Annotated in this window: 11 protein-coding genes and 4 pseudogenes; 6 read left to right on the forward strand and 9 right to left on the reverse strand. The window is 56.5% G+C overall.

Going from position 1 to position 20,939, the window contains the following annotated elements:
* The 5 genes and pseudogenes from DW082_RS00055 to DW082_RS00070 all read right to left on the reverse strand — a co-directional run bounded on the left by DW082_RS00055 (position 1) and on the right by DW082_RS00070 (position 7,177).
* A complete protein-coding gene (locus tag DW082_RS00055; RefSeq protein ID WP_118456806.1) occupies positions 1-972 on the reverse strand; it encodes an ROK family protein in 972 nt (323 codons plus the stop codon).
* A gap of 12 nt (positions 973-984) precedes the next feature.
* Positions 985-3,407, reverse strand: a pseudogene (locus tag DW082_RS00060) (glycoside hydrolase family 2 protein).
* A gap of 27 nt (positions 3,408-3,434) precedes the next feature.
* Positions 3,435-3,698 (reverse strand): alpha-L-rhamnosidase C-terminal domain-containing protein, encoded by a 264-nt coding sequence (locus tag DW082_RS15380; protein WP_409049059.1) that lies wholly within the window; start codon positions 3,696-3,698, stop codon positions 3,435-3,437.
* Positions 3,599-6,069: pseudogene (locus DW082_RS00065) on the reverse strand (family 78 glycoside hydrolase catalytic domain). Before DW082_RS00065 ends, DW082_RS15380 begins: the two are co-directional and overlap by 100 nt.
* Positions 6,070-6,154: 85 nt before the next feature.
* A complete protein-coding gene (locus DW082_RS00070; protein WP_101572355.1) occupies positions 6,155-7,177 on the reverse strand; it encodes a LacI family DNA-binding transcriptional regulator in 1,023 nt (340 codons plus the stop codon).
* A gap of 191 nt (positions 7,178-7,368) precedes the next feature.
* On the opposite strand from DW082_RS00070, the gene DW082_RS00075 reads away from it, so the two are divergent.
* Together DW082_RS00075 and DW082_RS00080 are read left to right on the forward strand one after the other, a co-directional pair.
* Positions 7,369-9,171, forward strand: coding sequence for a hypothetical protein (locus DW082_RS00075; RefSeq protein WP_118456808.1), 1,803 nt, complete (start codon positions 7,369-7,371; stop codon positions 9,169-9,171).
* Entirely contained in the window at positions 9,132-9,671 is a 540-nt protein-coding gene (locus DW082_RS00080; RefSeq protein WP_118456809.1) for a hypothetical protein, read from the forward strand. Before DW082_RS00075 ends, DW082_RS00080 begins: the two co-directional genes overlap by 40 nt.
* Before the next feature lie 117 nt (positions 9,672-9,788).
* Here DW082_RS00080 and DW082_RS00085 read toward each other — a convergent pair whose 3' ends face one another.
* The gene (locus DW082_RS00085; protein WP_118456811.1) at positions 9,789-12,095 is read right to left on the reverse strand and encodes a PAS domain-containing protein; all 2,307 of its coding nucleotides are present in this window, start codon (positions 12,093-12,095) and stop codon (positions 9,789-9,791) included.
* A 263-nt stretch (positions 12,096-12,358) separates the two neighbouring features.
* Positions 12,359-13,027: a hypothetical protein gene (locus DW082_RS00090; protein ID WP_055205327.1), complete on the reverse strand. Its 669-nt coding sequence runs from the start codon at positions 13,025-13,027 to the stop codon at positions 12,359-12,361.
* Between the two features lie 203 nt (positions 13,028-13,230).
* Between DW082_RS00090 and DW082_RS00095 the strand changes: the two genes are divergently transcribed.
* From DW082_RS00095 to guaA, 4 genes and pseudogenes are all read left to right on the forward strand, one after another.
* Positions 13,231-14,535: an aspartate kinase gene (locus tag DW082_RS00095; protein ID WP_220452625.1), complete on the forward strand. Its 1,305-nt coding sequence runs from the start codon at positions 13,231-13,233 to the stop codon at positions 14,533-14,535.
* Between the two features lie 2 nt (positions 14,536-14,537).
* Positions 14,538-15,694, forward strand: a pseudogene (gene lysA, locus DW082_RS00100) (diaminopimelate decarboxylase).
* A 327-nt stretch (positions 15,695-16,021) separates the two neighbouring features.
* Positions 16,022-18,484, forward strand: coding sequence for a phenylalanine--tRNA ligase subunit beta (gene pheT / locus DW082_RS00105; RefSeq protein ID WP_118456813.1), 2,463 nt, complete (start codon positions 16,022-16,024; stop codon positions 18,482-18,484).
* A 27-nt stretch (positions 18,485-18,511) separates the two neighbouring features.
* Positions 18,512-20,040 (forward strand): annotated as a pseudogene (gene guaA / locus DW082_RS00110) (glutamine-hydrolyzing GMP synthase).
* Positions 20,041-20,096: 56 nt separating this feature from the next.
* Here the strand turns inward: guaA and DW082_RS14395 are convergent.
* Complete coding sequence (locus tag DW082_RS14395; protein ID WP_153498304.1) at positions 20,097-20,249, reverse strand: hypothetical protein; 153 nt, start codon at positions 20,247-20,249, stop codon at positions 20,097-20,099.
* Positions 20,250-20,275: 26 nt separating this feature from the next.
* The gene (gene ung, locus DW082_RS00115) at positions 20,276-20,938 is read right to left on the reverse strand and encodes a uracil-DNA glycosylase (RefSeq protein WP_101572343.1); all 663 of its coding nucleotides are present in this window, start codon (positions 20,936-20,938) and stop codon (positions 20,276-20,278) included.
* Position 20,939 lies beyond the last annotated feature (1 nt).

Below are 20,939 nucleotides of genomic sequence, written 5' to 3' on the forward strand. Positions count from 1 at the left end.
TTATTCCTTTATTAAATCCGCGGCTACCGAAAGCGCCGCATAATCACCGATCTGTTCGCCGAGCGCAGCCGGACGGATCGAACAAACCCGCCGGGCGTGCGACAGCGCCTCGCGCTCGATCTCCCGCAGCACGAAAGGCTCCATCATCTCCCGGTTGCGCGTATAAATGCCCCCGATAACGATCACCTCCGGATTGATCAGGTCGATTACGATCGCAAGCCCGCGGCCGAGGTACGTAGCCGAAATCCGGTAGATCTCAAGAGCCAGCTCGTCGCCGGCAGCGGCCGCATCAGCCACGTCCCGAGCCGTAATCTCATCCAGTTGTCCGGGCGCGCACCAGCTTACCCGTTGGCCCATCTGATGCTTCTCGCTCACTTTGAACCGCGCGAGCTGCGCGATCCCGCCGCCGCTGGCGAATCCTTCGAACGAACCGCACTTACCGTAGCCGACCGGGCCGAAATCCGACAGACGGATATGCCCCAGCTCGCCGGCGTTGTCGTTCGTTCCGGCATAGAGCTTCCCGTCGAGGATCAACCCTGCGCCGAGCCCCGTGCCGAAAGTCAGAAAAGCCATGTTCCGCGCACCGATGCCGGCCCCGAATTTCCATTCGGCCAACGCGCAGGCGTTCGCATCGTTATGAATCCCCGTGCGGATACCGAAACGATCGCCCAACAACTTGACGATCGGGATGTTGTCCCAGCCAGGCAAATTCGGCGGCGACATCACTACGCCGGTACGGCTGTCGAGCGGACCGCCGCAACTGACTCCTATCGCGGCCGTATTGCCGGCCGTCAATCCGTTCTTTCGCATCACATCGTCCACTGCGCGGACGATGTTGGCGATCGTCTCGTCGACATCGGTCGTCGCAAACCGGATCTTCTCCCGGATATGCAGCTCGAAACCTTCCTTTTGCCCGTAGGTCACCGCACATTTGGTTCCCCCGACATCCACTCCGATGATATTCGTTTTCATGTCAACCGACCGCTATTTATCTTTGTTCGTATACATTTTCGTCTTGTCGAGCCATCCCTTGTACTCTTTCAGCTTGTAGGGCGGTTCGCCGTACAGGAAGTGGTTGCTGCAACTTTCGCCGTTCGCATCGTAACGGATCTGCAACATTCCCTGTCCCTTCATCACGGGCAGGTTCGAAACGCACTGCCGCCCGTTGGGGCCGACATTGTAGCTGCCCTTGAACACTTCCTTGCCGGTCGCCACGTCGGTAACCGTCACCGTCCCTTCGGCCGGAAGGCGCGTATCGTTCACCGCAACCAGCGGATAGGCCCCGTCGACCGGATCGTTGATCAGCAGGCAGACGTTTTTCTGCACGTTCTGCAGGAAATAGTAAGCCAACTTTTTCGAACCGTAATAGTCGACCACGGCGTCCGAAATGATCGGCCAGCCGTCGCGCACATTCCACCAGATAATGCCCGTACGTTCGAACTTACGACTGCGCCACATCTCGACGAAATACTTCATCGCCTCGGCCTGTACCGACTGCGATGCGAAAACGAAATCGTCCAAATCGTCCGGAACCGATCCGAACAGAATGTTCACCTGATTCAGCATCAGATTGTTGCGATCCATCGTCGGCCCCCACGCCTCGTAGCGGCGGGTCGACTTGGTGATCCATTCGTCGTTCCATTTACGGCCTCGGTCCACGGATAGACGCCCTGTTTGGTCATCATCTTCTCGATGCTGCTGCGGTTCGGACAGCCGTGATAGCCGATCTCGCTGACGAACGTGCAGGGAGCCGTCGTGTAGAACTTGTCTTTGTAATATCCCCGCGGTCCCCACAAGTGGTTTTCGGGCAGGTATTGTTCGAGGCTCCCCTTCTCCCACACGGCTTCGCTGTAATAGGGCGAGCTGGGCAGGTAAGGGCGCGTCGGATCGAACTCATAAAGGACTTCGGGAATCACATGGCGCGAAACCTGGTCGCGGTTCGGATCGAGATGGAACGGCTGCAAGCGGCTCCAGAACAGATTCGCATCGTCCTCGTTGTTACCGGCCCACAATGCGAGAGACGGATGGTTACGCAGTTTCAACACGACCGAGGTGACCTCCTCGCGAAGCTGATCCAGGAAATCGGCGCGCTGCGGATAGAACGAGCATCCCATCGCGAAATCCTGCCAAACCAGAATGCCGTTCTCGTCGCACAGGTCGAAGAAGCGGGTATCCTCGTAAACGTTCCCGCCCCAGCAACGCACCATGTTACAATTGGCGTCGGTCACCAATTTCATCGCGCTCTCGTACTGCGCCGCGTCGCGACTGTGCAGCGCGTCGAGGGGAACCCAGTTCGTGCCGCGTACGAAAATTTTCTCGCCGTTGACGATAAAACAGAATTTTCCGCGCTCGTCGGGCAAATGAATATCTGAAAGATCGAGTTGCACGATACGCAGGCCGATCCGCTTGACATCCGTATCGAGCACCTGTCCGTCGGCGCCGATCAATTCGCCTTTGGCTTCGTACAGGGCCGGTTCTCCGTACCCCCGCGGCCACCACAGGTCGGCCTTTTCGAGGTTCACGACGATCCGTCCGGCATGCGCGAACAGCACTTGCTCGCCCCGGTAGGCTTCCTTGCCGTCACGCGTCAACGTAAAACGGACTTTCGCCTTGTCGTATTGATCGAAAGGCAGTCTCGTCTGGAAATCGACGAACAAACTCACGTTGCGCGAAGCCGTATCGACGTGCGTCGTCACCCAATTGACGTCGGTGAAACGCGCGGGATTGAGCGTGCGCAGTTCGACGCCGCGCCACAGTCCGGCGCTCACCAGACGGGGCATGATGTCCCAGCCGTACATGTGCGGCGCCTTGCGGATATAGACCGATTCTTCGGTCGCGAAATTACCCATGCTGAACGAGCCGAGCAGGTGATCCTGCGCGCCGAGCACAACCGGACGGATGATAACCTGTACCGTATTGCTGCCGCCCTGTTCGATCAGATCGGTCACGTCGAAACTGCGCTCGATCAGCATATCGGCCGACGAGCCCGCATGTTTGCCGTTGACCCAGACGTCGGCCAGGCAGTCGATCCCGCCGAACCAGAGTTCGGCGCGCTGTCCGGGCTCCAGTTTCGGAGCGTCGAACCGGCGCGTATAGCACCATTGATACCCCTCCCAGGCGCGCAGTTTGTTCACGTTGGCTCCGATCATCGGGTCGTCGATCAGGCCGGCGGCCAGCAGGTCGAGTTCGACGTTACCGGGCACCTTCGCAGGAATGGTTTTCACTTCGATCCCGGAGAGCGCCGCCGGATCGGTCACGGCTTTTTCGGGTTGGGGCCAGTAAGAGAGTTCCCACTCGCCGTCCAGCGAAACCGGAGCCGCCGGCGCAGTCGCGCCCGATGCGGACGCGACCGTCCCCAGCAACAACAACTGACTTAGACAAAATCCGAGTATTCGGTTCTTTTTCATCGTTTCGTTCTTTAAGTTTATCGTTTTTTAAAATTTGAATTCATGCACGCCGGCGGAAACCGGAATCTCTTTGTCCCCGACGATTACCGTCCCGGTCGTATTGACCGGAACATCGACGGTCAGCCGCACTTTTCCGCCGTCCCGCTTCCACTCGGAACGAATCGGGCCGTTGACCGAACGGTATTCGGCTTTCACCCAGTCGAGTCCCTCGACAAAATGGGGCCGGAAAAGAATGTGACGGAAACCGGGCTGCTGCGGATCGAAATTGATCCCGGCCAGGTCGTTATACATCCAGGCGCTGACATCGCCCAGGAACACGTGTTGATCGACGCGTCGCGGAACTCTTCGGAAAGCTGCCACGTTTCGGCCAGCGTCGTGAACCCGCGGTTGATCCACCCGCCCCACGACGGGCAGTCTTCCTGCGCCACCATCCGGTACGCGAGGTCGGCATATCCGTATTTGGTCAACATCCGCAGCGCGAACTTGCTGCCGAGCATCCCGAAATCGAGGTGTCCGTTCGACGCTTCGACCGACTGTGCGAGCCGGTCGGCCACTCGCTGTTCGTACTGCTGCGGCACGAGCCCGAGCGCCAGCGCCGTCGCAAGGGCGGCCTGCGAACCGTTGGCATAGGTCGCGCTGTCGGCGTTGAAATATTTCTTATTGATCAATTCCTTAAGATTTTCCGCTTTTTTGGCATAGGCTGCTCCGTCGCGACCGGTCAGTTCCGCAAAACGCGTCATCAACGCCTGGTCGAGGTAATAGAAACAGGTGGTCGTGTAATCCGTCGGGGTCTGGGTCTTGTAGGGCACCCAATCGCCGATTCCGTAAGTCACCGTACCGTCCTGGTCTTCGCGCGCCTGCAAGTAACCCAGGTATTTTTCGCACACCGGTACATTTTCTCGATCGCCCGCTTGTCGCCGTAATAGTCGTACAACGCATTCGGAATAATGAACATAGCCGCATCCCATACGGGGCCGATCCAGTCGGCGTAACCCCATCCCGAACTCGGGATAATCCCCGAGATGCTTCCGTCCTCGCGCTGGTTGTCGACGAAGTCGTCGAGCCATTTTTCATAGAAACGAATGCCGTCGAAGTTCAGCAGCGCCAGGTCGATCGAAATGTGCGCATCGGCCGTCCAACCGTTCTTTTCGCGCTGCGGGCAGTCGGTCGGGATGCTGTGCAGATTCGACAGGTAAGATTGGTTGGTGGCCTTCCAGATTTTGTTCATCAATTCGTTCGAGCAACTAAAAGTGCCGACCGGCTCGACAGCCGTATGCACGAACAAGGCCGTCAGACTCTCTTCGTTCAACTTCACGGGACGGTCGGATTTGACCTCGACATACTGGAAACCGTGATACGTAAAATCCGGCGTAAACGTCTCGACGCCTTCGCCCTTCAGCGTATAGGTATCGGTCTGGAAAGCGAGACCCGGCAACGGTTTGTAATAGATGTCGATATTCCCCATTTCGACGCGGCCGTTCGCTTTCTGCAATTCGCCGTGCTGCATCGTGATCTTCGTACCCTTCTCTCCCTGCACCGACAAGCGGCATACTCCGGCCATGTTTTCGCCGAAATCGAAAACATACACCGTATCGCCGAACGATTTTACCGCAACCGGACGGATCTCGCGCGTCGCACGGATCGCCGGGGCGGTCTGCGCCACCAGCAGCGGCGACGGAGCCTCTACCTCGACGGCCGCGCTCCACGCCGCATCGTCGAAACCGGGTTCGTCCCAACCCGGAATCTCCAACCGGGCGTCATACGTATCGCCGCTGTAAATGTTGTTCTGCACGTACGGCCCGGTAGCCGTTTTCCACGTGCCGTCCGATGCGACGACCTGTTGCGAACCGTCCGCATAAACGATATGCAGCTCGCCGATCATCCGCGCCCGGTCGCGCCAGCGCGCGTTTTCGAAATCCCAGGTAGCGACCGGTGCGTCTTCGTTATAAAACCCGTTGCCGAGAACGGCCGAAAGCACGTTTTCGCCCGGAACGAGCAACCCGGTCACGTCATAGGTACCGTACAGGTTCCGTTTGTCGTAATGCGTATAACCCGGTTCAAGGCGGTTCGGCGTAACCGGCTTGCCGTTCAACCGCATCTTCCCGTAAGCCGCTGCGCTCATGTAAAGACGCGCGTCGCGTACCTCTCCGGTTACGTCGAACGATTTGCGCAGCATCGGCGCCGCAGCGAAGCGCTTGTCGTGTCCGTCGGTAATCCAGCGGGCCGTCCAGCCCGACAGGTCGGCCTGCGCCGTTTCGAAGCTGTCGACCGGCGACACGACGATCCGTCCGTCATCGCCCCAGGCCACCGCATTCCAATAATAACGGGTACGGGGCTCCAGCGGCTGCGGCGCGTCGTACTGCGCGAAACCGTTCACCGAAACGATCTCCGGAGAAGACCATACGTCGCCGTCGGCCAACGAATCGGCCAGCGCCGCTTTCGTCGAAGCGACGCGCACGCGGCAGCGCTGCTGCACGAAATCGTCGTCGCCCGTATAATTCCATGTAAACCGCGGCGGGGTATTCGCGCCGATTCCGATCGGGGAACTCATGTATTCGCACCGCATATCCGCGATTTCCGCCCGACGCTGCGCGCAGCCGGACAACAAAAACACCGTCAGCGCCGCCCCGGCGCAAACCGTATTTATCCGATATCCTGTCATAGTTTTTATTTTTAATTCCGGGGCATTCCGACCCGGATAAAAGTTACTTAATCGTTTAAGTTTCTTGCCCTCAAAAAAAGTCCCGTCAATCCCGGAAGCAGAGTTCGCAGGGCAGCACGAGCGACTCAAACTCCCGATCGGCAGACCGCGGCAGACTGCCCCGGTTCCGGATATCGCCCAGCAGCATCCGCACCGCGTTGCGTCCGATCTCCCCGACCGGCATCCGCGCCACGTTCATCGCAGGAGCCAACACGCTCATCGCAGGCACCTCGTGAATACAGGCCAGCCCGTAACCGTCGTTGATGTCGATCCGGCGGCCGTGGAAATAACGGAACGCCTCGAGCGCCAGGATATGGGTCGTAAAGAAAAAACCGTCCACGTCGGGCGCCTTGGCGAAAATCCGGTCGAGCGCGCGGAACACGTTCTCTTCGTAACCGACGAACGCCGCCTCGCCGTACAGGTCGGGATCGACAGGAAGACCGGCTTCCGTCAGCGCCCGGGCATAACCGGCACGCCGCTGATCCATCGTGGTCAGATGCGGGTTGGTCGTCACGATGGCGATCCGGCGGGCTCCCCGCTCGATCAGGTGGCTCACCAACCGGTAGCTGCTCTGTTCGTTGTCGATAATTATATAATGGGTTTTCAGTTCCGAAAAATAACGGTCGAAAACGACCAGCGGGAACGCGTCGTCAACCAACTGCCGGATCTCCGTCTTCGAAATCTTGGTCGGGGCCAGAATGATCCCGTCGACCTGCTTGGCGCGGAACATCCGGATCATCCGGTTCTCCCGCTCGCCTTCGGACTCCGAACTGCATATCATCAGCGAATAGCCGTGCCGTTCGGCTTCCATCTCGACTTCGCGGGCGACTTGCGAATAAAACGAGTCGGAAATAGAAGGAAGAATCAGGCCGATCGTGCTGGACACCCCGGTATTCAGGCTGCGAGCCAGCAGATTGGGCTGATAGTTCATTCGCCGGGCGCACTGCTTGACCCTGTCCTGAGTCGCCTGGCTGATCCCGCGCTCGTTCCCACGACCTGAAAGCACCCACGAAACGGTCGTTTTCGACAGGCGAAGCTCTTCGGCGATATCTTTCAACGAAGTTTTCATACGATCGGAAAAACGGGATATGCTACCCCGAATCGACTTTTAAATCACTTAATCGGTTAAATCCGCACTAAATTACTTCTTTTTCCAAAAATAACAAATTAAATCGCAAAAAAACGGAACAAAGCGGATATTTTTTTCAAAAATCTATCCTATTTATTTATTACTTTTGACAAACCCAAAACTTAACCCGCATGAAAAAAAACATTTACAAGATCATCGCTCTTTCGTTGCTGCTGACGCCCGGCGGCGCAGCGGCGGAAGACGCCCGGACGCGTCTCGTCGGAGACGGATGGTTCGAAATGCCGTTCCGGCCCTCGCAGCAGAATCCGCAAGGCGAATACATCTATTTCGTCGGAGGATACAACTCGGAAGACCGCGGCACCCCGCCCTGGGGCAGTCTCGTGGAATCGGAAAACCTGTTCATCGGCGACCGGGCCGGCGAGATCGTGATCGCCTACGCGGACGGAACCGCCGACGTAATTCCGCTGATCTTCGGCTACACCATGTGGTTCAAAGCGAACTGGCGCGACGGAGGAGCCCCGTTCAAAACGGAAGAGGCGGAACCGGCCATGACGGCCTGCCTGCGGAAAGCGCTTCAGTTGCAGGGCGGATTCGAAGGAAACGACCAGACCGCCATCAAAGTGAAAATACAATCCAAACCGATCCGCGAAATCCGGCTCGCCGACAATCCCCGCAAAGCAGGGGAACCGGTGTTCGACGGCGGATATCTGCTCCGTTCGGACGAGCGGAAAACGCTCTCCGGCGGCAAACCGGTCGATGCGGCCGATCCGTTTTTCGACACGCATACGATCGACAGCCGACGCCCGGACACGATGCGCCGCGAGATCGAACGAATACGCCGCCGCCTTTACACATTCGAAAGCGATTTTAAGAAAGCTCCTGCGTTCAAATATCCCGAAACCTACGAACGCGCCCGGATTTCGTTTACCGGCAACCGTTTCGCCGACATCCTGACGCAGGTGTACTACTACAACGTCGAGGATATCCTGACCAAAATGCGCGACGACGGAATGATCGACGAAAGCTCGCCGGGAGCCCCGTCATGGCGGTACGACGGCTTCGGAACCTGGGTTCCGCAAGCGAACAGCTATTGCGGAGCGATGTATTCGCGGAACCGGGCGCTGGGAATCCTCTCCTACCTGGATCTGCTGCCGAAAACGCAGAAATCGGTCGATTTTCTGCACAAATGCCTGATGTATTACCCGGACAACGGACTGACGATGCTCGGCAAACGGATTCCGGGGCACTGGAGCGTCATCCCGAACAAACCGATGGAATACTCGAAAGTGCTCGTCCCGGTAGCCAACTGGCCGACGCAGTACACAAAAGAACTTTTCGGGGACGACTACCAGAACTTCGGCAACAGCGAACCGGACGGACACGGACTGACCATGATGAGCATCGCCAACGTATGGCGCAACGGCGGAGCCGACCCGCAGTGGGTGCTCGACAATTGGACATACGTCAACGAAGCGGTGCACTACATCGACTGGGCGATGAAAAACCCCGACATATCGTTCAACAAGAACGGACTGATGTACGGCGAAACGGAAGCCGCCATGATGGACTACACGATGTTCGCCAACATCCCGTGCTACCTCGGCGTGCGGATGTACGTCGAAATGGCGCAGGCGGCCGGCAAAACCCGCGAAGCGACGGCATGGACCGAACTGGCCGACCGGATGGAGCGGGCGATCCTCGACGGATTCTCCGACGGGCGGCAGTGGACCCCGGAAAAGTTCGGATTTTTCCACGACCCGTCGATGTCGATCTACGCCGACTACGTGGCTACGACGTCCGCAACGACGCGCCCGCAGCATGGTATTCGCTCTGCGACAACACCTACCGGAGCGATATCGACCGTTATATCGGCAACGCGTTCTTCGGGCCGCGCGGACTCGGATACGACCACAACATCATCACGCAGACCTCGATGCTGCTCGACCGGAGCGACGATTACGACCGGTTCCTGACCAATCTTTCGAAACTGTGTTACAGCCCGAGGTTGCCGAAGCCGTTCATCGTCCCGGAAGGCGCGTCGTACAGCCGAGAGCAGGGAATGTACCGACGCCAAGGCGATCTCGGCAATTTCGTGCAGCAGAATGAAACCGTCCGGACGATCCTGATGGCGGCCGGCACTTCGAAAGCGCAGGGCAACGTCGTCAAGATCATGCCCCGGCTGCCGAAAACATGGAACGTCGAAGTAAACGACCTGACCGTTCCCGGCAGCGAAGCGAAAATCAGCTACCGGGCGACCTGTCCGGAAAATAACGTGCAAACCGCCTCGTTTTCGATCGAAAACAAAGGAAACCTGGATACGCTGAAATTCAGGGCCGGACCGTTCACGTGCGACCGGGTTACCGTGAACGGCACGGTCGTCCGCACCGAACCGGCCGGAGACGCACGATGGGCATGGATTACCGTCGACCGGTTGCAGAACGGAGAGAAGTACACGTTCAATATCCGGCCGTAACCGGCCGTATCAAACAGAAAAGGCGGGATAAATCTCCCGCCTTTTCTGCCACAACCAAAAATCAATATTTTACAAACCAGTCACTTACAGCCGAAACAAACATCGGACCAAAAGGAATCAGCACTTCCGGTAAGGAAAATTAAACCGGAATATCGAACCTTCGCCCAGTTTCGATTCGGCCCATATTTTCCCATGCTGCCGTTCGACGATCATCCGGCAGATGGCCAGTCCGAGCCCCGTTCCCGCAATGAATGAATTCAATTTCGTGAAACGGGTAAAAATCGTGCTCAGTTTGTCCTCCGGAATCCCCAGGCCGGTATCCGCCACATAGAACTCGACCCGATCCTCCCTGAGCCGATACCCGTAACGGATGAACCCTTCTTTGGTAAATTTGATCGCGTTGGTAATCAGGTTGACGATCACCTGCGACAACCGGCCCGGGTCGCAAAGCGTCACCAGATTGTCGAAAGCGCCCTCGAATACCAATTGCACGCCCGGAGCCGTCTTCTCGATCAGCGTGCAGTAAATATTCTGGCACAGATCGGTCAGGTTCGCCGGGATGTCCACGAACTCGATGGTTCCCGCCTCGATCTTCGACAGGTCGAGGATGTCGTTGATCAACATCAGCAATTGATCGGAATTGGTGTCGATGATATTGATGATCGAAGCGCGCTCCATCTCGTCGGTAATTTCGGGCAGTATCTTGGCAAAGCCGACGATAGCATTCAGCGGCGTCCGGATTTCGTGGCTCATGTTGGCCAGGAAAGCGGTTTTCAACTGGTCGGACTGCTCGGCCTTCACTTTGGCTTCGAGCAACTCGGTCTCGATCACCTTGCGTTCGGTAATATCCCACGAAATCCCCATCAGCAGCGGCAGCTTGCGTTCCTCGACCGGAACCAGCATCTTCACCGTATTGACGATCCGCTTCTGGCCGGTTACGACGGAATACTCCTCTTCGAAAGGCGGCAACTCGCCCCGCTTCAACAATTCGAGATCGTCGCGCTGGAAATGAGCCGCATCGGCCGGATTCGGAAAAATTTCGAAATCGGTCTTCCCGATCACCTGCGAAGCCGGGATTCCCGAATGCTTGACGAACGACTGGTTCCAGTACAGATAACGGAACTCGTTGTTCGGATCTTTCACGAACAGGTATACCGGGATATTATCGAGAATCGCTTCCATCAGCCGGTTCAGTTCTTTCAACTCGTTCCCTTGTCTGACTCGCTCGGTAACGTCCCGGCAGAAAAACCAGACGACCTTCTGATCCGAAAACGAATCGTCCAACAGGTAAACCATCGACTCCATCGTGATCGACTCGCCGTCGGGCAATTCGTAGGAGCACGTATTCTGCAACACTCCGCCGTTCCGCCGCAACCTATCGACCAGGGCCTCGAAACCGTCCGGAGCATACTGTCCCTCTTTGAGATCGTTCAGACTATATTTCGCGACGTCGTCCGTAATCCGGTGGTGCGACAGGAACGTCCGGTTGGCAAAACGGAACATGCCGTCCAGCGAACAGCAGAAAATCTCTTCGCTGGCATTATTCACCGCATATTTCAGGATTTCCAGTTCATGGTAACGCTCGATAATCGGCGTTACGTCTTGCACGTACCCCTCGACGACGCGATGTCCTTTTTCGACGGACTCCCGAAGAACCCGGTGACGCAGGTATTTGACTTTGTCGTCGGTAACGATCCGAAACTCGATGTAATCTTTTTCTCCCAGCTCCGGATTATAATGCAGCAACTGGCGCGCTTTTTCACGGTCGTCCGGATGGACGAAATGCTCGAAATAGTAATCGGCATTCACAGAATCGGCTCCGCTCTCCCGTTCCAGCAGTACCGGCAGGATATCCGGGGCATAAAATTCGTTGGTTTTCGAATAATAGAACCAATACCCGAGCGAAACCACCTGCTCGATCAGCTTCATCCGCTTGTTGGCGTCGTTCATCGCCTTTTGGGTACGCACCGCCTCGGTGATATCCCGGCACATACACAACACTTTGTCCCGGTCGAGCGGCCAGATCCGGTTTTCGTAATGCCGGAGTTCGCCGTCCACGGTCAGGTCGTGCCGCCCGGTAGAACCTCTTTTCGTTTCGAGCACGTGATCCAGATTGGCCCGCACGTTTCGATAAGCCTCCTCCGGCAACAGCTCCCGGATATTCATCCCGATGAACCGTTCGGACGGAACGCCCACATGATTGGTCTCTTCGGACGAAATCAGATCCGTAATAACCCCCGAATTGGTCCACACCGTCATCATATCGGGCAAGGTATCCAATATCCGATCCGCGTATTTGGCCCGGGTTTGTTCAGCGGCGCCATCAACGGCGCCGGAAGTACGACGATTCAGTTGTGTGCGAAGCTTCTCGTTTTCCGTTTCCAGTTCCTGAATTCTTTTCAGCAATTGCTCTTCCCTGACCATCCTTGTCCGTGTGAATAAATTAATCTGCTATAACTAATTTTACAAATATACAACTTCGTAATGAGAATCATCGGAAATTCGTGAAAAAGTTCACTTTTTTATGGCCCCGCAATCCTCTTGCAGATACATATTTACATCCTAAAATAACGCAAAACGTCGCCACCGGCGCATTCCCGGCCCGAAAACTTCGGAACAATCAGTCCGTTCGCTTACCGTCCAGACCTTTTTATATTATTCGCCTTATTCGCCGAAAACGGAATCATTCAGACGCCGACCTGACGTTTGGCCTCCATCAGGATCGTAAATGCCCGGTGAATGTCCTCGTCGCCGATCACGACGGTAAACTCGTTGGTCGTACTGATTACCTCCGCAATATTGATATTGTCCCACGCCAGCTCCTTGAAAATATAGTAATAGACGCCCGGACAGATGGTGTTTTCGGCCGGCAGCTTCACCGTAATCGACGAAAGGTTCTCGGTTTTGGCGATCTCGGTCTCTTCGGCGAAAATTTCGTCCACCAACTTGACGATCGAACTGCTCACGACGAGGGTCGTCTCGTAGATCCCCTGCGAAAAAGTGCAAAACACGTCCTTCATCGCCCGCACGCGGTCGAGCAGCTTGGCCTGCCGTTCGTAAAGGGTCGGGGAGTTGACGAAAGCGTAATCGGCCAGGTTCGAGCGCACGATGATGTCCCCGATGTTTTCGACCACCTTTTTGAACTTCATCGCCGACATCAACTCCAGACGCGGAACCAGCCTGTTCAGCGCCATGATGACGGCGCTGTCGTTTACCTCCTTTCCTACTTTTTTCTCTATTTCGGGCTTCAGTTGCCGGGCCAACGCCGAAAGATTGACCAATCCTTCGACGAGCGCGCCTTCCAGAAAAGGCTTCTTTTTGATCACCTCTTCGACCGCATTCGGAATCGTGAGCATATCGTTATTTTTTGTGTGACAATACCAACCGGATCCGTCGCCGCACAGGACGCTTCCCTGCCCGGGCCGTGTCTAATTTTTTACTCCGACCCGCTTTGTTGCAAAAAAAATAAAATTACCCGATAAAAACAAACAATTCATTCTATTTTTGTGCGAAAAATAAATTCTTGTTTGATTTTACAACTTATTGATTGTTTTTTATGATTAAAGTGTTGAAATTCGGAGGCACGTCGGTGGGTTCGGCCGCGAATATGAAGAAAGTAGCCGAAGTAGTCCGTCACGAAAGAGCGAGGATCACGGTGCTGTCGGCGATGTCGGGCACGACCGACGCTCTGGTGAAGATCGTGGCGGCAGCCGCAGCCGGAGACCGGGACACGGTGGAAAGCCAGCTCGCGATGCTGACCGATAAATATACGACCTGCATCGACGGGGTGCTCGGCGCGCACCGAGAAGAGGCCCTCGGACGGATGAAAGCCGCCTTCGAACTGATTCGCAGCGAAGTCGGCGCATTCCGCGAATACACTTCCGAACGCACGATCATCGCGCAGGGCGAACTACTGACCTCGGCGATTTTCACGCTGTACCTGAACGAAACCGGCATGAAGGCCGTATGCCTAAACTCGCCCGACTTCATGGTGACCGACGAAGACGGGAAAGTAGATACTTGCCGTCTGAGGGAAGCGCTGGCTCCGGTAGCGGCCGACCAGGATACTTTCTATGTGGCGCAGGGTTTCATCTGTACGAACAACCGAAGCGAAATCGACAACCTCGGACGCGGCGGCAGCGATTACAGCGCGGCGCTGATGGGCGCGGCGATCGACGCGAACGAAGTGCAGATATGGACCGACATCGACGGAATGCACAACAACGATCCGCGCATCGTCGACCACACCCACCCGATCCGAAACATGAGCTTCGACGAGGCGGCCGAACTGGCTTACTTCGGGGCGAAGATCCTGCACCCGGCGACCATACAGCCCTGCAAAGACAAAGGGATCGCCGTGCTGCTGAAAAATACGATGGACCCGAAAGCCCCGGGCACGACGATTTCCGACCGCGACGACGATTCGAAATCGTTCCACGCGGTGGCCGCCAAAGACGGAATCACCGTGATCCGTATCCACTCGGCGCGTATGCTGATGGCCTACGGCTTCCTGCGTAAGGTATTCGAGATTTTCGAACAGTACCGCACGCCGATCGACATGATTACCACGTCCGAAGTGGCCGTATCGCTGACGGTCGACAACGACAAGCACATCGACGAAATCGTCGCCGAACTCGAAAAGCTCGGCACGATCGAGATCGAACGCAACAATTCGATCGTGTGCGTCGTCGGACGAATGGAACACGGCGACGCGGGACTGGCCGCCAGCGTTTTCAAAAGCGTCCAGTCGATTCCGATCAAAATGATCTCGTACGGGGCAAGCCACCGCAGCCTGGCGATGCTGATCAGCACCGAATACAAGAAACAAACCTTGCAATCCCTTAACGACGGACTTTTCGAATAATTATGAGCGCACGAAATTACATCAAACAGTTAGCGGAACTGCCCACGCCGTTCTATTTTTACGACATGGAACTGCTAAACCGCACACTGAACAAGGCGACCGAAGCGTCATCGCGTTACGGCTATAAAATACATTACGCGCTGAAATCGAACTTCGACCCGCGCATCGTCGAAGCCGTGCGCCGCGCCGGCATGGGCATGGACTGCGTCAGCGGCAACGAGGTGCGGATGGCCGTCGAAAACGGGTTTGCGGCATCGGAGATCGTATTCGCCGGCGTCGGCAAAACCGACCGGGAGATCGAATACGCGCTCGGCCAGGAAATCTTCTCGTTCAACTGCGAATCGTTGCACGAATTGCAAGTCATCAACGAAATCGCCGGACGAATGGGCAAAAAGGCGCGAATCGCGCTTCGGATCAACCCCGATGTCGATCCGAAAACGCACCGCTACATCACCACCGGCAAAGCGGATAACAAATTCGGCATCTCGTACGACGAAATCGACGCGGCGATCGCTTCGCTCGAAAAACTCGCAAACCTCGAAATCGTCGGGCTGCACTTCCACATCGGCTCGCAGATCCGCGATATGCAGGTGTTCGAAACGTTCAGCAAACGGGTATTCGACATCAAGGAGTGGTTCCGCGAAAAGGGCATCGTTTTGAAACACCTCAACATGGGCGGCGGACTCGGCATCGACTACGACGACCCCGACCGGGAACCGATGCCCGACTTCGAAACCTATTTCGACATCTTCCACCGCAACCTGAAAATCGACGAGGCCAGACCGTGCATTTCGAACTGGGCCGCTCGCTGGTCGCGCAGTGCGGCGAATTGATTACGCGCGCGCTTTACAACAAAGAAACGTCGGCCGGTACGAAGATCGTGATCGTCGACGCAGGAATGACCGACCTGATCCGGCCGGCCCTGTACGGCGCGAAACACAAGATCGAAAACCTGACTTCCGCGACCGGGAGCGAAAAATATACGATCGGCGGCCCGATCTGCGAATCGTCGGATATTTTCGGCCGCGACGTCGAACTGCCGGTCACCTCGCGCGGAGACCTGCTGACGCTGCGTTCGGCAGGGGCTTACGGCATGGCGATGGCATCGCGCTACAATCTGCAGGATCTGCCCGGAGCCGTATACAGCGATAAACTATAAAAACATATTTTTATAAACTACCGAATAAAGCGCTCATTCATAGCGCTTTATTTTTTGATGTGCGATTTTCCGTTCGGAAGCACCTCGGTGACGACGGAACCCGGTATCGCTGCCGGAGCTTGTGAAGATAAGGAATGAGCCGCCGCCGTCCGATACGAATTATCCGCATTTATCGCCGGGCGTACCCGCTGAAATTAGATACTTTGTAAAACTTTTCGTAACTTTCGCACCTATTTCAGGCGACCGGAACACCGGCCGATTTCCGGAGGAAAGCCCGACTGCCCGAAACAATCGACGACAAATTATAAAGGAAAACAAGATAGAACGATGAAAATTTCATTGAACTGGCTGAAAGCCTATATCAAAACCGACCTGAACGCCGAACAGATCTCCCGGACGCTGACCCAGATCGGACTCGAAGTCGAGGGATTCGAAAAAGCGGAATCGATCCGCGGGGGACTCGCCGGACTGGTCGTCGGCGAAGTGCTGACCTGCGACAAACACCCGGACGCCGACAAACTGCACGTAACGACGGTCGACCTCGGCGACGGGCAGCCGACCCAGATCGTATGCGGCGCGCCGAACGTAGCGGCCGGACAGAAAGTGGTCGTAGCGACGATCAACGCCATGCTGTATCCGACCGGCGAAGAGAACGGCTTCAAGATCAAAAAAAGTAAAATCCGCGGCGTCGAATCGTTCGGTATGCTGTGCGCCGAAGACGAGATCGGCGTGGGAACGAGCCACGAAGGAATCATCGTACTGCCGGCCGACGTGAAAGCGGGAACTCCGGCGAAAGAATATTTCCAATTGGAAGACGATTACCTGCTCGAAATCGGCCTGACGCCGAACCGGGCCGACGCGATGTCGCACTACGGCGTAGCGCGCGACCTGGCCGTCTACCTGAAGGCCAACGACATCCCGCACGAACTGATCCTGCCTGCGGTCGACGCGTTCGGCCGGGACAACGATTCGAAAACCATCGCCGTGGAGGTAGCCGATTCCGAAGCCGCGCCGCGTTACATGGGCGTAACGATGACCGGAATCAAAATCGCGCCTTCGCCGGACTGGTTACAACAACGCCTGCGAGCTATCGGCATTAACCCGAAAAACAACGTGGTCGACATCACGAACTTCATTTTGCACGAAACCGGACAACCGTTGCACGCATTCGACGCGGCGAAAATCAAAGGAGACAAAATCGTCGTGAGAACCTGCCCGGAAGGGACGCCGTTCGTTACGCTGGACGGTGTGGAACGCAAACTGTCGGCCGAAGACCTGATGATCTGCAACGCCGAAGGGCCGATGTGTATCGCCGGCGTGTTCGGCGGACTCGACTCGGGCGTATCGGACTCGACGACCGAAGTATTTATCGAGAGCGCCTATTTCAACCCTGTCTGGATCCGCAAAACGGCCAAACGCCACGGACTGAGTACCGACGCGTCGTTCCGCTACGAACGCGGAATCGACCCGGACATGACGCCTTACGCGCTCAAGCGCGCCGCGCTGCTGATCCGCGAACTGGCCGGAGGCGTCGTTACTTCGGCCGTAACCGACATCTACCCGGTGCGGATCGAGCCGTTCCGGTTCGAGGTGTCGTACGACCGGATCGTCCGGCTGATCGGCAAAGCGATCCCGGAGACGACCGTCCGGAAAATCATCGACGCGCTCGGCGTGACGATCGAATCGGAACGCGACGGCGCATGGCAGGTCTGCGTACTGCCTTACCGCGTCGACGTGCGGCGCGAGGCCGACCTCGTGGAAGACATCCTGCGAATTCACGGCTACGACAACGTAGAGATCCCGATGCACGTCAACTCGACGCTCTCCTACGCTCCGAAGCCGAACCGCGACAAGCTGATCAACATGCTCTCCGATACGCTGAGCGCCAACGGATTTTTAGAGATTATGAGTAATTCGCTGACTAAAGCGGCCTATTACGAAAACTTATCGGCCTACAAAGCCGAAAACTGCGTGCAGATTCTCAACCCGCTCAGCAACGACCTGAGCGTAATGCGTCAAACACTGTTGTTCAACGCAATGGAGGCGATCCAACTGAACGTCAACCGCCGCAACGGAGACCTGAGAATCTACGAATTCGGCAACTGCTACTCTTACGATCCGGCAAAAGCCGAAGAGGGAGGGCTCGCGCCGTACAGCCAGCGGGCAATGGTTTCGATGACCATAACCGGCGCAGACCACGCGGCTTCGTGGAACGTTCAATCGCAGCCGAGCACTTTTTACACGCTACGGAGCGCGGCTGAAAAAGTGCTGAAAAAATTCGGTGTCGACCTGAACGACGCGACCACCGAACCGCTCGACAGCGACCTGTATGCCGAAGCGGTCCGCTGCAAATTCAACGGCAAACAACCGCTGCTCGAAATGGGCGTCGTGTCGCGGAAGATCCGCAACCTGTTCGACGTTAAAGCGGACGTTTATTACCTCGAACTGAATTTCGACGCGCTGGTCAAACTGACCCGAAACCATACGGTCACGGTCAACGAACTGCCAAAATACCCGGAAGTGAAACGCGACCTGGCACTGCTCGTGGACAAGAGCGTCAACTTCGCGCAACTGCGCAGGATTGCTTTCGCGACCGAGAAAAAACTATTGAAGAGCGTATCGCTGTTCGACGTATACGAGGGCGACAAGCTGCCGGAAGGCAAAAAATCGTACGCGCTGAGTTTCGTCCTCGAAGACCGTGAAAAAACGCTGACTGACCAAGTGATCGACCGGACGATGGGCAATCTGATCCGCGAATTCGAACGGCAGGCCGGAGCGCAGATCCGCTAAACGCACGAAAAACACATCTAACAGAATATGCAGGAAAAAATCTTGATTCTCGATTTCGGTTCACAGTACACGCAGCTGATCGCACGCCGCGTGCGCGAGCTGAACGTCTATTGCGAAATCCATCCGTACAACCACTTCCCTCAGCCGGACGAATCGGTCAGAGGAGTGATCCTCTCCGGAAGTCTTATTCGGTACGGGACGCCCAGGCGCCTCAGGCAGACCTGTCGGCGATCAAGGGACGCCTTCCGATGCTGGGCGTCTGCTACGGGGCCCAGTACCTGTCACAACAATTCGGCGGCGAGGTAAGACCATCGGCCACAAGGGAATACGGACGCGCGATACTATCGAAAGTCGTTGCGAACAACCCGCTGATCGCAGGCCTTTCGGACAAGACGCAAGTATGGATGTCGCATGGAGATACGATCGTGAAGATTCCGGAAAACTACCGCATCATCGCCAGCACGGACACCGTTCCGGTCGCCGCCTTCCAGATCGAAGGCGAACAGACCTGGGGCATCCAGTTTCACCCGGAAGTGTACCATTCGACCGAAGGCAAACAACTGCTGAAACATTTCGTCGTGGATATCTGCGGCTGCCGCCAACAGTGGACGCCCGACTCGTTCATCGAATCGACCGTCCGCGAACTGCGCGACAAGATCAAAGGCGACAAGGTATTGCTGGGACTCTCCGGCGGCGTCGATTCGTCGGTGGCGGCCGAACTGCTGCACAAAGCGGTAGGCGATCAGTTGGTCTGCATCTTCGTCGATATGGGCCTGCTTCGCAAAGACGAATTCGAATCGGTGCTGAAATCCTACGAGTCGATGGGACTGAACGTAATCGGCGTACGGGCCGGCGATAAATTCCTCGCCGACCTGGCCGGCGTGACCGACCCGGAAAAGAAACGGAAGATTATCGGCCGCGATTTCATCGAAGTATTCGACGCCGAGGCGCAGAAACTGACCGACGTGAAGTGGCTCGCCCAGGGAACGATCTATCCCGACGTGATCGAATCGATCTCGGTCAACGGCCCGTCGGCGACGATCAAATCGCACCACAACGTAGGGGGGCTGCCCGAAAAGATGAACCTCAAAATCGTCGAACCGCTGCGACTGCTGTTCAAGGACGAAGTACGCCGCGTGGGACGCCAGTTGAACGTTCCGGCGGATATCCTCGGGCGCCATCCGTTCCCGGGGCCGGGACTCGGCATCCGTATCCTCGGCGAAGTGACGGCCGAGAAAGTCCGTATCCTGCAAGAAGCCGATAAAATCTTTATCGACGGACTGAAAGAGTCGGGACTGTACGATCAGGTCTGGCAGGCGGGCGTGATGCTGCTGCCGGTTCAGTCGGTCGGCGTGATGGGCGACGAACGCACTTATGAAAACTGCGTAGCGCTGCGCGCGGTCACCTCGACGGACGGCATGACCGCCGACTGGGTACACCTGCCCTACGATTTTCTCGCTAAAGTCTCGAACGACATCATCAACCGCGTAAAAGGAATCAATCGCGTCGTTTACGACATCAGTTCGAAACCGCCCGCAACGATCGAGTGGGAATAGGACGATTCACCGAATCAAACGCCCGGACGTTCATACAGGAACGATCCGGGCGCTTTTCATTCGGTCAGCGCGGCAGGCCAATTCGGATCGTTCGCATCGGCCGTAGCCAAACGAATGTCGTAAACGATGCCGTCGCCGCAATAAGTGTAGTACAGATAAATCGGTCCGTCCTTAACGACCATGCAGGAGCCTCCGGTCCCGTAAGCCACTTTATGAATTAATTCGTTCGTACCCGCTACCAGCGGATCGGTGTCCTTCCGATACTTTGCAGGTATTGATTCGCCTGACTGAAATGACGGCACCCGAAAAAGCCCCGGTAAGCCGACAGCGGGGACGGATGCACGGTCTTCAGGATACAATTCCGCTGCGGATCGACCATCGACGCCTTACGCTGGGCGTAAGACCCCCACAGCATGTAGACAATCCCCTGTTTTTGCCGCGCGATAGCCTGTACGACGGCATCGGTAAACTGCTCCCACCCTTTTCCGGCATGCGAAGTCGCCTCGTGGGCGCGCACCGTCAACACGGCGTTCAACAGCAACACACCCTGTTCGGCCCAACGGTCGAGGTTGCCGCTCTGCGGAACCGGCGTCCCCGTATCGGCGTTCACCTCCTGGAAAATATTGACCAGCGACGGCGGAAACTGCACCCCGTCGTTTACAGAGAAACACAGGCCGTTGGCCTGCCCGACGCCGTGATAAGGGTCCTGCCCGATAATCACGACCTTCAGATCGTCCGGATCGCACTTATCGAACGCCCGGAAAATATTTTTCCCGGCGGGAAAAACCTGCCTCGTGGCATATTCCTGTTTGACGAACGCGGCAAGCTGCTCGAAATAGGGTTTCTCAAACTCCGCTCCGATCAGATCTTTCCACCGCGGAGCTATCTTTACGTTCATA

The sequence above is a fragment of the Alistipes sp. AF48-12 genome (assembly GCF_003477565.1).
GTDB lineage: Bacteria > Bacteroidota > Bacteroidia > Bacteroidales > Rikenellaceae > Alistipes_A > Alistipes_A hominis.